Origin of the sequence: Delftia acidovorans NBRC 14950 (assembly GCF_001598795.1) — a bacterium.
GTDB lineage: Bacteria > Pseudomonadota > Gammaproteobacteria > Burkholderiales > Burkholderiaceae_C > Comamonas > Comamonas acidovorans.
Window position 1 is genome coordinate 202,998 of the sequence record NZ_BCZP01000004.1, and the last position, 12,460, is coordinate 215,457.

A 12,460-nucleotide genomic window follows, 5' to 3' on the forward strand; every position below is an offset into this window, starting at 1 on the left:
AAATCAAAAAGCGGGTTTGTCGCTGAGGTCCTGCAGGTTTTTCTGCAATTGCTCGCTCATCGGCAGGCCCAGGGCCACGTTCCTCGGGGCAATGGGCTGCATGAACCACTTGTCATACAGCCTGGCGAACGCGCCCGACTTCATCATGTCGCCGATCACGCCATCGACCAGTTGCTTGAACTGGGGGTCGTCCTTGCGCAGCATGCAGGCATAGGGCTCGACCTGCAGCGAGTCGGCCACCACCTCGAAGTCCCCGGGGTTCTTGGCCGTGGGGATCAGGCCGAAGAGCAGGATGTCGTCCATGCCGAAGGCCGCGGCGCGGTCGTTCTCCACCAGCAGAAAGCCGTCCGCATGGTCCTTGGCCATGACGATGTTCATGCCCCAGGCCTTGTCGGCATTGGCCTTGCGCAGCACCTGCAGGTTGGTGGTTCCCGTGGTGATGGCCACGGTCTTGTCCTTGAGGTCGGCGTAGTTTTTGATGCCCGAGCTCTTCTTCACCAGCAGCCGCGTGCCCGTGTAGAAATGGTTGATGGCAAAGGCCACCTCCTTGCCGCGCACCGTGTTGTTGGTGGTCGAGCCGCATTCCAGGTCGATGGTGCCGTTGGCCAGCAGCGGCATGCGGTTCTGCGAAGTCACGGCCTGCCACTGCACCTTGAGATCGGGCCGGTTCACCGCTTTCTTGACGGCCTCGGCCACGGCCTGGGACATCTCCACCGTCATGCCGATGGGCTTGCCGTTGTCCAGGTAGCTGAAGGGCACGGAGGACTCGCGGTAGGCCAGCGTGATGCGGCCGCTGTCGCGCACCTTGGCCAGCGTGTCGGCATGGGCCGCAGCCAGGCCGCCCAGGGCCAGGGCCGCGCACAGCGCGGTGGTGTGAAGTTGCATGCTTGTCTCCTCGTCTTTGGTGGATGTGCGGCCAGTGTAGGAAGGGCGGCGGCCTTTGCGGAATGACAATATCGGGCCGGTCCATGCCCGCCGGTTATGGGCTGGCCGCCTGCCCGCAGCAGCAGCCCCCGGCCATAACCTGCGTGCATGGCCCGTGTGCCAAATGCCATGGCCCGGCCCGCCGCGCGCGGCCTACAGTGCGGATGCATGGAGAAACGATCAATGCATGTCTGCATCGTGGGCGCCGGCATCGTCGGCCTGGCAACGGCCTGGGCGCTGCAGCAGGCCGGCCACCGCATTACGGTGCTGGACCGCGCACCGGGCCCCGCCCAGGGCGCCAGCGGCGGCAATGGCGCGCAGCTGAGCTATTCCTACGTGCAGCCGCTGGCCGATCCCGGCATCTGGAAGATGCTGCCCCGCCTGCTGCTGCAAAAGGATTCGCCGCTGGCCTTCCGCCTGCGCGCCGACCCCGCGCAATGGGCCTGGGGACTGCGCTTTCTGGGCGCCTGCAATGCCCATGCCTCGGCCGTAGGCACTCGCGCCCTGCTGGCCCTGGCCGCCGAAAGCCGCCAGGCCTTCGAGTCGCTCCAGGCCGACGAGGCACTGGCCTGCGACCTGCACACGCCGGGCAAGCTGGTGCTCTACCCCACCCAGCAGGCGCTGGATGCCGCCGCGCAGCAGGTGGCACTGCAAGCGGGCCTGGGTGGCGCGCCGCAGCGCATCGTCAACGCCGCCGAAGTGGCGCGCATCGAACCCGCGCTCGCCGGCTACGCCCAGCGCATTGCAGGCGCCGTACACACGCCCAGCGAGGCCGCCGCCGACTGCCGCCTGCTGTGCGAACAACTGGCCGCCCGGCTCACCGCACGCGGCGCCGAACTGCGCTACGGCGTGGAGCTGCAGGACTTCGAACGTGAAGGCGACGCCATCACCGGCCTGCGCACCGCCGCAGGCCCGTTGCCGCTGCGCGCCGACCACTACGTGCTGGCCAGCGGCTGGGAAAGCGCGGTCCACGCGCGCCAGCTGGGCCTGCGCATTCCCGTCTATCCGCTCAAGGGCTACAGCATCACCGCCGATGCCGCAGCGCAGCTGCCGCACGCCGCGCCCCGGGTCAGCGTCACCGACACCGCACGCAAGGTCGTCTTCGCACGCATCGGCGAACGCCTGCGCGTGGCCGGCATGGTGGAGATCGTGGGCCGGGACACGCGCACCGACCCGCGCCGCATCGCCAGCCTGCGCCGCTCCACGCAGGAGGTCTTCGCCGACCTGCCGCTGGACGGCAACCTCCACCCCTGGACCGGCATGCGCCCCGCCACGCCCACCGGCCTGCCCCTCACCGGCCGCCAGCGCGGCGGTCCGCGCAACCTGTGGCTGCAGACGGGGCATGGCGCGCTGGGGCTGACGCTAGCGTTCGGGTCGGCGCAGAGACTGGTGGGGCAGATGGAGGAGGCCTGAAACCCGCAGGCCTCAACCAGCCAGCAACTCGCGCAAGGCCTTGCGCATTTCCTCGGTCATTGCCCGCGCCAGCACCGACCCTGGCCGCTGGGGCAGGCTGAGTGCATTCACACCCACCGTGATGCGCGGCAGCAGGGGCACGACATGGACCTTGCGGCGGTCGGCGGCCAGGGCGGTGCAGCCGTCCATGATGGCGGCGCCCAGGCCGTACTCGGCCATGGACAGGGCCGCGTGGTAGGTCTGCACGGTGACCACGGGCGACAGGCCCACGCCGTGCTCGCGGCAGGCCTGGCCCAGGCGCATGCCCAGCGGGTCGCGCGCATCAAGCGCGACCACGGGCAGCTCGGCCAGGTCCTTGAGCTCCATCCCCTCTTCGCGCACGCGCGAAGGCGGCAGCAGGCCCTTGGGCAGCACGCAGAACATGTCCACCTCGGCCAGCAGTTCATGCTCCAGCGCGGGCTGGCCCACGGAGCTGATGACGAAGCCCACGTCGGCCTCCTGGAGCAGCAGGGCCGAGACCACCTGGGGCGTGTGCAGTGCCTGCACATGGACCTGCACCTGGGGGTGGCGGCGCCGAAATCCGGCCACGGCGCGCGGCAGCACCTCGCGGCTGAGCGCGAAGACGGTGAGCACGGTGAGCCGGTCCGCCGCCTGGCCATGGCGCAGGTTGTCGGCCAGGCGCTGGACCTCGTCGAGCTGCTCGAACAGCTTCTCGATGTGGGGGAACAGCGCCAGCGCCTCATTGGTGGGCGTGAGCCGCCCGCGTGCGCGCTGGAACAGCGCAAAGCCCAGCTGCAGCTCCGCGTGCTGCAGGGTGCGGCTGACGGCCGGCTGGGTGATGTTGATCAGCCGTGCGGCAGCGCTGACGCTGCCGGTCTGCATGACGGCATTGAAGACCTCGATGTGGCGCAGGCGCATGGGCCGTCCTAAACTCGGAATTAGCGCGGGATTAGCGCAGGATCAGCGCGGGTTCACTCTTCGGCGGACTGCGCGCGGGCCATCCGCTCGCTCTTCCAGTAGACGTCGTCGCCGCCATCCATGCGGTTGAGCACGCGCGCCAGCACGAACAGCAGGTCGGAAAGGCGGTTCAGGTACTGGCGCGGCGCGGGCCGCATGGCCTCGCCCTGCTCCAGCGCCACCACCATGCGCTCGGCGCGGCGTGCCACGGTGCGGCAGACATGGGCCTGGGCAGCGGCACGGCTGCCGGCCGGCAGGATGAATTCCTGCAGCCGGGGCAGCTGCGCGTTGTAGTGGGCCAGCGCTTCATCGAGCTGCAGCAGGGCGTCGTCCTTGAGCAGTTCATAGCCGGGAATGGACAGCTCGCCACCGAGGTTGAACAGCTGGTGCTGCACATCGACCAGCAGTTCGCGCACGTCGTCGGGCAGGGCCTCGCACAGCAGCAGGCCGATGTGGGAATTGAGCTCGTCCACATCGCCCATGGCGTGCGGGCGGCCGCTGTTCTTGGAGACGCGCGTGTTGTCGCCCAGGCCCGTGCTGCCGTCGTCTCCGGTGCGCGTGGCGATCTGTGTCAAACGGTTGCCCATGGGCGTTCTCCTTGGCGGTGCGGGGGTGGAAAGCCGGACCCGTAACGGCCCAACACCCAATTGTGCGTTACAGGCGGCACGCAAATGTTGTAGCAGGCAACAGCCGGCAAAAGTGCTGGCCCTGCTGCGCTGCAACAGGTGGAATGCAGTCATGTTCCACGTTCGACAAGGAGTTCGACACATGACCTCTCAACTGCGCAAAGTCTCTGGTTTTGAAATCCGCAGCGTGATGTTGTTCGCGGCCATTTCGCTGGGCAGCGTTGCTGCCATGGCGCAGACATCTACTCCCGCTGCGCCTCCTTCGCAGGCCTCCTTTGGAGCCGGTAGCGGCCCTGCAACTGGTGTGCAAGCCGCACCCACTCCATCGTCGGCCGGCGCCAACGACGTGCAAGCCGCATTCGACCGCGCCGACACCAACCGGGACGGCAAGCTGAGCAAGAAGGAGGCCGAGGCCCTGCCCGCCGTGAGCAGCAATTTCGCGCAGATCGATGCCGACAAGAACGGATCGCTGTCGCGCGATGAATTCAGCAAGGCTGTCCAGCCGCGCTGACACCCGGATGCCTGGCGGCTGACCCACACGGTTGGGCGGCAGGGCCGGTGGTATTCTTTCCAGTTCCCCCTGGAGAACACCGATGAACGCCCCTGTCGCCCCCGTCCGCCTGCAGCCTGACTTCGCTCAGCGCCCCATCCCCGAAGCCTTCCTCCAAGCCCTGGCCCAGCGTTTCGGCGCCCAGTGCTCCACGGCTTTGGCGGTGCGCGAACAGCACGGCCGCGACGAGGGCGCCATCCAGGCGCCCCCGCCTGTGGCCGTGGTCTTTGCCGAAAGCACGCAGGACGTGCAGGACGCGCTGAAGCTGGCCGACCAGCATGCCGTGCCGGTCATCCCCTACGGCGCAGGCTCCTCGCTCGAAGGCCATCTGCTGGCCGTCGAGGGCGGCATCAGCCTGGACCTGAGCCGCATGAACCGCATTCTCTCGGTCAACACCGAGGACCTCACGGTCACCGTGCAGCCCGGCATCACGCGCAAGCAGCTCAACGATGCCATCAAGGACACGGGCTTCTTCTTCCCCATCGATCCCGGTGCAGATGCCTCCATCGGCGGCATGACCGCCACGCGCGCCAGCGGCACCAATGCCGTGCGCTACGGCACCATGCGCGAGAACGTGCTGGCGTTGGAACTGGTCACGGCCAGCGGCGAGCTGATGCGCACCGGCACGCGCGCCAAGAAAAGCAGCGCGGGCTACGACCTCACGCGCCTGATCGTGGGCAGCGAAGGCACGCTGGGCGTGGTCACCGAGATCACGGTGCGCCTGTACCCGCTGCCCGAGGCCGTGAGCGCGGCCATCTGCTCCTTCCCCAGCATTGAGGCCGCCGTGCGCACGGTGATCCAGACCATCCAGATGGGCGTGCCTATTGCCCGCGTGGAGCTGGTGGACGTGAACTCGGTGCGCATGGTCAACGCCTACAGCAAGCTCACCCTGCGCGAGGAGCCCATGCTGCTGATGGAGTTCCACGGCTCGCCCACGGGCGTGAAGGAGCAGGCCGAGATGGTGCAGGACATTGCGGGCGAGTTCGGCGGCAACGCCTTCGAATGGGCCGAGCGTCCCGAGGACCGCACGCGATTGTTCACGGCCCGCCACAACGCCTATTTCGCAGCCGTCTCCAGCCGCCCCGGCTGCCGCTGCATCACCACCGATGCCTGCGTGCCCATCAGCCGCCTGGCCGATGCGCTGCTGGACTCGGTGCGCGAGGCCGATGACAGCGGCATTCCCTACTTCCTCGTCGGCCACGTGGGCGACGGCAACTTCCACTTCGGCTACCTGATCGACCCGGACAACGAGGACGAGCGCTCGCGCGCCGAGCAGCTCAACCACCAGCTGGTGTCGCGCTCGATTGCCCTGGGCGGCACCTGCACGGGCGAGCATGGCGTGGGCATCCACAAGATGGATTTCCTGCGCGAGGAAGCCGGCGACGGCGCGGTGCAGATGATGCGCTCCATCAAGCAGGCGCTGGACCCGAAGAACATCCTGAACCCCGGGAAAATCTTCAGCCTCTGAGACCCTCCGCCGCGGCCTTCTCGCGCAGGAAGTCGATCAACGTCGTGATGGCCCGCGTCTGGTAGTGGGACGGCATGTACAGCAGGTACTGGCGCGTGGCCAGAACGTCCAGGCTGCCCGGCGGCAGCGGCAGGCGCTCAAGCGCTCCGCTGGCCAGCTCGGCCGCCACCATGTAGCGCGGCACCACGGCCACGCCCAGGCCCTGCAGCACGGCATCGCGCAGGAAGTGGAAGTTGGGCGACATCAGGCGCGGGCGTATGCGCAGCTCGGTGGGCCGGGCGCCGTTCATGCCGGCCGTGCGCAGCTTCTGGCCCGTGAGCGCCGAGGTGATCAGCGGCACGCGCTTGAGCGCCAGCAGCGAATCGGGATGGCCATGCGCAGCCAGGAACTGCGGCGTGGCGCAGGCCTCGTAGAGCACGTCACCGAGCTTGCAGGCCACCAGGCTTTCGGGCGGCTCGGTCATCACGCGTACGGCGAAGTCCACCGCGCCCTGCATCAGGTCCTCGATGTCGTTGTCGAAGATCACCTCCAGCGTGATGCCCGGATGCATGCGCATGAACTCCGTCAGCCAGCCCGACATCTGCAGCTGGCCGTAGCCGCTGGGCACGCTCAGCCGAACGGTGCCCTGCAGGCTCTGGCCCAGGCTGTCCACCGACTCGTCCGCCGCCATGGCTTCCTGGCGTATCGCGCGGCCATGGGCATACAGACGCAGGCCCAGCTCGGTGGGCTCGACCTGTCGCGTGGTGCGGCGCAGCAGCTGCTGGCCGATCTGGCGCTCGAACTGGTTGAGCCGGTGGCTGACGTTGGCGCGGCTCATGCCCAGGCGCACGGCGGCGCGGCTCAGGTTGCCGGCTTCGATGATGTCCACCAGCAGGGACAGTCCGCCCAGATCCATTGTCAAACCTCAGTACACACAATGTCCATTTTTTAGCACGATTGTCAAAGTCCATAAACGAATGAAGAATGCGGGCCTGCCCGGGCATCACCGGCCCGTTGCGGTTTTCGTGGTTCGACAAGGTTTCGCATGAGTGCTCTCCCCTCTTCCCTGCCGCTGGACGGCGTGCGCGTACTGGATCTTTCACGCGTGCTGGCCGGCCCCATGTGCGCCATGGCGCTGGCCGACCTGGGCGCCGATGTCGTCAAGGTCGAGCACCCGGGCCGTGGCGACGACACGCGCGACTGGGGCGTGCGCGTGGGCCAGCGCAACACCTCCTACTTCAACAGCGCCAACCGCAACAAGCGCTCGGTCACGCTGGACCTGCAGGCCGAAGAGGGCCTGCGCATCGCACGCGAGCTGGCGGCCGACAGCGACGTGGTCATCCAAAACTTCAAGGTCGGCGGCGCCGAGAAGCTGGGGCTGGGCTACGAGCAGCTGTCGGCACTGAACCCGCGCCTGGTGTACTGCTCCATCTCGGGCTACTCGCGCAGCGGCCCCGAGGCCACGCGGCCCGGCTACGACCTGGTGGTGCAGGGCGAGTCCGGCATCATGGCCATGAACGGCGAGCAGGGCCAGGGCCCGCTGAAGTTCGGCGTGGCCGCCGTGGACATGTTCACGGGCATGTACTCGGCCCAGGCCATCCTGGCCGCGCTCTACGAGCGCGAGCGCAGCGGGCGCGGCCGCCATGTGCAGATGGCCCTGTACGACTGCGGCCTGATGATCACCAGCTACTACGGCATGGAGGCCTTGCTCAAGGCCGGCGACCCGCCCAAGTTCGGCAACGCCCATCCGTCCATCGTGCCCTACGGCGTGTTCGAGGCGGCCGACGGCCCGCTGGTCATCACCGTGGGCAACAACGGCCAGTTCCAGCGCTTTTGCACCGACGTCATCGCCAAGCCCGAGTGGGCCGCCGACGAACGCTTTGCCACCAATACCGCACGCTCGGCAAACCGCGATCTGCTGATGCCGCTGGTGCAGGCCGAGCTGCTGCGCTTCACGCGCGCCCAACTGCTCGAATGCCTGACGGCCGCGCAGATTCCCTGCGGCGAGGTGCTGGGCCTGTTCGAGGCCCTGAACTCGCAGCGCACGGCCGACGCCGGCCTGCTGCACCGCTTCGAGGACAGCGAGGCCGGCAGCCAGTCCGTGCTGGCCCCGCCCTATGCGCTGGACGGCCAGCGCCTGCCCGTGCGCCGCCCGCCGCCGCACCAGGGCGAACACACCGACGAGGTGCTGCAGCAGCGCCTGGGCCTGGACGAACAGGCCCGCGCCGCACTGCGCGCCAAAAACATCATCTGAGAGCGCGCAGACGTTCCCACCCAGACCGCTCCACGGCTCTCATTTCCACCCCTTCCCGCTTGAGGAGACATATGACTTCCACCCCCTTCCAGGCCTCGCGCCGCCAGATCCTTTCCGCCGCCTGCGCCACCGCCATCGCCACGCTGGCCCCCGCCGCCCGGGCCCAGAGCCAGTGGCCCGACAAGCTGATCAAGCTGACCGTGGCCTTCCCGCCCGGCGGCCCCACCGACACGGCCGCGCGCATCGTCGCCCAGCGCCTGACCGAGCGCCTGGGCCAGACCATCGTCATCGACAACCGCCCCGGCGCCTCGGGCTCGGTGGGCACGGCGGCCTTCATCAAGTCGCAGCCCGACGGCTACTCGCTGTCCATGTTCGGCATGCCCGCGCTGCTGGCGCCCATGCTGTTCAACAACAACCTGTACGACGTGCGCAAGGACTTCCTGCCCGTGGCCACGGTCTATGACCTGCCCATGGCCATCGTCATCAACCCGCGCGAGCTGCCGGACGTGACCAACCTGCAGCAGCTGATCGAGCACGCCAAGAAGGCCAAGCCGGCGCTGAACTACACCAGCTCGGGCACGGGCAGCTTCGGCCACCTGTCCATGGAGCAGCTCAAGGACCTGGGCGGCTTCGACATGCAGCACGTGCCGTACCGCGGCAGCGCGCCGGCCGTGACCGACCTGATCGGCGGCCAGATCGCCGTGATGTTCGCCGACGTGGTCGCGGCCCTGCCCCACATCCAGGCGGGCAAGCTGCGCGCCATTGCCGTCAGCTCGCAAAAGGCCAAGCAGCTGCTGCCGAACGTGAAGTCGGTGGCCGAGCAGGGCTTCCCCGGCTTCGACGCCGACACCTGGGGCGGCCTGATCGCCCCGCTGAACACGCCTCCCGCCGTGGTCCAGCGCCTGAACCAGGAGCTCAAGCTCATCCTGGCCGAGCCCGAGCTGCAAAAGAAGATGCTGGCCGCAGGCGCCATCGCCACCTACCAGGACGGCGCGGCCATGAAGGCACGCCTGAACGCCGACTTCACGCGCTGGAGCAAGATCGCCAAGGACAAGAACATCTCTTCGCAGTAAAGAACACAGAGCGCCCCACGATGCGCCTTCAGGGCATGCCGCAAGGCATGCCCTTTTTTGCGTCCGCAAATGCTGGGCGCCTGTTGTTCACTCCCGTATGGCCGCGCCTGCGGCGTGGTGGTTGCGGGGTTGCAGTCCTGCCGAAGGACAGGACTGCTTCGTCAACTGACTCGCTGCGGTTGTCTGAGCGGAGTTCACGCAGTGAACGCAGCGAGTTCCGCAGCGAACCCCGCAACCGCCACGACGCAGGTTGCCCGCAGCGAAGCGGAGGGTCGCGGACGTCCGGGTCGCCTTCTTTGACCTGACCTTTCTTGGCGAAACAAGAAAGGGCAGTCGGCTGCCGGGCCGAAACCCGGCCTCGAAAAACAACCACCCGGCAGGGTCAGAAAAAGCGACTCAAGCCACCGTCTGGCTTTGGCTTAACGCAGGAGTGCAGCCTGATAGCCGACCCTTACTTGGAAAGGTCCATGATCATGCGCGTGGCCAGGTACAGGCGCGGCACGATGGTGTTCAGCTGCACATACTCCGCATCATTGGAGTGCGCACCGTAGCCGCTCAGGCCAAAGCCCTCGATGACCGCACCCTTGGCCTTGAGCGCCGCAAACGCCGCGTCGGTGCCGCCGCCCGTGGCCTTTTCCATCACGCTCATCTTCAGGCCCAGCTCATCGCTGTAGATGGTCTGCGCCTGTTTGGCCAGGCTGCGCGAGGCCTCGTTGGCCTCCAGCGGCGGGCGGCGCACCTCGAACTTGAGCTGCACCTTGCTGGCGTCCAGCAGCTTGTGGCCCACCTTGGCCTGCATGGCCTGCTCCAGCGCCGTGAAGTCGGCCACGCGCAGCGCGCGGGCATCGGCCTGGGCCGTGGCCTCGGCGGGAATGACGTTGCGGTTGGTGCCGGCCTTGGCCACGGTCCAGTTGAGCTTGAGGCCGGTCTCGGGCTTGGACAGGTCCTTCATCTGCAGCAGCTGGTGCGACAGCTCGTACAGCGCGTTGACACCGTCCTCGGGCTTGGCGCCCGCGTGCGAGGCCTTGCCCTCGACCTTGAGGTAGGCCGCTCCGATACCGCTGGTGGCCAGGCGCACGCCGCCGTCGGTGCCGCCGCCTTCGAACGAGAAGACCGCATCCTGCTCGGCGCCCATGCGCGTGATGGTGCTGCGCGCGCCGGGCGAGCTGATTTCCTCGTCGCTGTTCATCAGCACGGTCAGCGTGCCGTAGTTGTCGAAGCCCAGCTGGCGCAGCATGGCCACGGTGTGCAGGATCAGGGCCACGCCCTGCTTGTCGTCGGCAATACCCAGGCCGTAGGCGCGCTCGCCGTCGATGCGAAACGGCTGGTCCTTGAGCATGCCGCGCAGGTAGACCGTGTCCATGTGGGCGATCAGCATGATGCGGCTGGTGCCCTTGCCCTTGAACTCGGCATGCACCATGGGACCGATCTTCTCGGGCGTGTCACCCAGCCGGTAGACGTCGGTGGGCTGCAGGATCTCGACCTTGCCGCCCTGCTCGCGCAGCTTGCCGGCCACGTAGTTGGCGATCTGCTCCACGCCCTCCATGTCCTTGCTGCCCGACTCGATGTGCACCAGGTCGCGCAGCGTGTCCAGCAAGGGCTGCTGGTGCTTTTGCGCCAGCGCCTGGATATCGGCCTTGGGCGCAGCCAGGGCACTGCCGGACAGGCCGGCCATGGCAAGGGCCAGCGCCAGCGGGGCGCTGCGGAACATGAGGGAAAGCGGTGCGAAGGCGGAACGCATGGACAGGTCTCCTGTGTTGAAAAAGTTGTGCCTGCACGATAGCAGGCGCCGCGCAGGGCGCACGCAATTGCCGTGCCTGTTTTGTCCATCTCACCGCCCAAAGCAAAGGCCCCGCAAGCCTTGGCTTGCGGGGCCTTGTGGGGAGCGAGACCCGGGATCAGCCCGCGCTCAGCGCCATGCCACCCTTCTTGCTCACGCCATCGCCCACGACCACGGCCGACACCACGCTCAGCACCAGGGCAATGGCCGATCCGTAGAACACGCCGTGGCTCATGCCATGGTCCAGCATGTAGCCGAACACCGGCGCGGCCAGGCAAAAGCCCAGGTCCAGGCCCGAATACACCGTGCCGTAGACGCGGCCGGTGGCGCCGGGCGGGGCGGCGCGCTTGATCAGCATGTCGCGCGAGGGACCGGCCAGGCCCGTGCCCAGGCCCGCGATGGAGGCCACGGCCACAGCCGCCATGGCCGGCAGCCAGCCCGTGCCGACCAGGAACAGCGCAACGCCCGAGCCCAGCATGCAGATGGAGATCACCTTCTCCAGCCGCTGCACGCGGCCCACGAGGAAGCCGCCGGCCAGCATGCCTGCCGCGCCGCACAGCATGTAGCCCGTGACGATGAGCGCCGTCACGCTCAGCGGCAGTCCGTACATGGACTGCATGGCGGGGCTGGCAAAGCTCTGGATGGCGCTGAGCGCGCAGGTGCTCCAGAAGAAGAACGAGAAGCACAGCCAGACCGAGGGCAGCTTCAGGAAAGCCATGGGATGCTCCTGCGGCACGGCGGCCGCAGCGGCGCGCGCCGCGGGGGCCTGGGCATCGGCCGCACGGTCGTCCAGCGCCTCGCGGTTGAGCACCATGATGGTGAGGATGACGGCGGCCAGGGCCGCGCCGCACAGGCAGGCCAGGCGCCACGAGCCCGTGGCCGTGGTGATGCCCGCCATGAACAGCGGCGCCAGCGCCCAGCCGATATTGCCCGACAGGCCGTGCACCGAGAACGCATGGCCGATGCGCTTGGCCGACACGCGCTTGTTGAGGATGGTGAAGTCCACCGGGTGGAAGGGCGCATTGCCCAGGCCCGCGAAGAAGGCCGCCAGCATCAGCATTCCATAGCCCTGTGCCAGGCTGGCGACCACGCCCGCCACGGTGAAGCTGCCCAGCGCCGCAAACAGAATGGGGCGCGCGCCGAAGCGGTCCACGGCAAAGCCGGCCATGGCCTGTCCCACGCCGGAGACCACGAAGAACAGCGACACCATCACGCTGAGTTCGGCATAGCTGTAGCCGAACTCGGCGATCAGCCACGGGAACAGCGGCGGCAGCAGCAGGTGGAAGAAATGCGAGGAACCATGCGCCAGGCCGATCAGGCCGATGGTGCGCACATCGCTGCGCAGCGGGTCCGGAGCCACGGCGTCCGGCATGGAAGAAGAAGAGGCGGTCATGGGCCGCATCTTAGGCAGCAGCGTTTCGTCTTGTATGCGATAG

11 protein-coding genes are annotated in these 12,460 nt (G+C 67.9%); 5 read left to right on the top strand and 6 right to left on the bottom strand.

The features are described from left to right. Positions 1 to 3 precede the first annotated feature (3 nt). Positions 4 to 885: an amino acid ABC transporter substrate-binding protein gene (locus DA1_RS07015; RefSeq protein ID WP_012202010.1), complete on the bottom strand. Its 882-nt coding sequence runs from the start codon at positions 883 to 885 to the stop codon at positions 4 to 6. Positions 886 to 1,107: 222 nt separating this feature from the next. On the opposite strand from DA1_RS07015, the gene DA1_RS07020 reads away from it, so the two are divergent. Beyond that, positions 1,108 to 2,337, top strand: coding sequence for a D-amino acid dehydrogenase (locus DA1_RS07020; RefSeq protein ID WP_034397543.1), 1,230 nt, complete (start codon positions 1,108 to 1,110; stop codon positions 2,335 to 2,337). Between the two features lie 12 nt (positions 2,338 to 2,349). On the opposite strand, the gene DA1_RS07025 is transcribed toward DA1_RS07020, so the two are convergent. Both DA1_RS07025 and DA1_RS07030 read right to left on the bottom strand, forming a co-directional pair. After that, positions 2,350 to 3,255 carry a LysR substrate-binding domain-containing protein gene (locus DA1_RS07025; protein WP_012202007.1) on the bottom strand — a complete coding sequence of 302 codons (906 nt, stop codon included), beginning with the start codon at positions 3,253 to 3,255 and terminating at the stop codon, positions 2,350 to 2,352. Positions 3,256 to 3,308: 53 nt separating this feature from the next. Then, the gene (locus tag DA1_RS07030; RefSeq protein ID WP_013799980.1) at positions 3,309 to 3,881 is read right to left on the bottom strand and encodes a cob(I)yrinic acid a,c-diamide adenosyltransferase; all 573 of its coding nucleotides are present in this window, start codon (positions 3,879 to 3,881) and stop codon (positions 3,309 to 3,311) included. A 181-nt stretch (positions 3,882 to 4,062) separates the two neighbouring features. Here DA1_RS07030 and DA1_RS07035 point away from each other — a divergent pair, with 181 nt between their 5' ends. Both DA1_RS07035 and DA1_RS07040 read left to right on the top strand, forming a co-directional pair. Continuing rightward, positions 4,063 to 4,431, top strand: coding sequence for an EF-hand domain-containing protein (locus DA1_RS07035; RefSeq protein ID WP_012202005.1), 369 nt, complete (start codon positions 4,063 to 4,065; stop codon positions 4,429 to 4,431). Positions 4,432 to 4,513: 82 nt separating this feature from the next. Continuing rightward, on the top strand, positions 4,514 to 5,938 hold the full coding sequence (locus DA1_RS07040; protein ID WP_034397541.1) for an FAD-binding oxidoreductase: 1,425 nt from the start codon (positions 4,514 to 4,516) through the stop codon (positions 5,936 to 5,938). On the opposite strand, the gene DA1_RS07045 is transcribed toward DA1_RS07040, so the two are convergent. Then, positions 5,928 to 6,833, bottom strand: a complete 906-nt coding sequence (locus DA1_RS07045; protein WP_034397539.1) for a LysR family transcriptional regulator — start codon at positions 6,831 to 6,833, stop codon at positions 5,928 to 5,930. The two genes, DA1_RS07040 and DA1_RS07045, sit on opposite strands and share 11 nt — an antisense overlap. Before the next feature lie 129 nt (positions 6,834 to 6,962). On the opposite strand from DA1_RS07045, the gene DA1_RS07050 reads away from it, so the two are divergent. After that, the gene (locus DA1_RS07050) at positions 6,963 to 8,171 is read left to right on the top strand and encodes a CaiB/BaiF CoA transferase family protein (protein WP_034397538.1); all 1,209 of its coding nucleotides are present in this window, start codon (positions 6,963 to 6,965) and stop codon (positions 8,169 to 8,171) included. Positions 8,172 to 8,242: 71 nt separating this feature from the next. Next, positions 8,243 to 9,244 (top strand): Bug family tripartite tricarboxylate transporter substrate binding protein, encoded by a 1,002-nt coding sequence (locus DA1_RS07055; RefSeq protein ID WP_013799975.1) that lies wholly within the window; start codon positions 8,243 to 8,245, stop codon positions 9,242 to 9,244. A 451-nt stretch (positions 9,245 to 9,695) separates the two neighbouring features. Here the strand turns inward: DA1_RS07055 and DA1_RS07060 are convergent, their stop codons facing one another. Further along, a complete protein-coding gene (locus tag DA1_RS07060; RefSeq protein WP_012202000.1) occupies positions 9,696 to 10,985 on the bottom strand; it encodes a M20/M25/M40 family metallo-hydrolase in 1,290 nt (429 codons plus the stop codon). Between the two features lie 157 nt (positions 10,986 to 11,142). Continuing rightward, on the bottom strand, positions 11,143 to 12,417 hold the full coding sequence (locus DA1_RS07065) for an MFS transporter (RefSeq protein ID WP_034399033.1): 1,275 nt from the start codon (positions 12,415 to 12,417) through the stop codon (positions 11,143 to 11,145). Between the last annotated feature and the right edge of the window lie 43 nt (positions 12,418 to 12,460).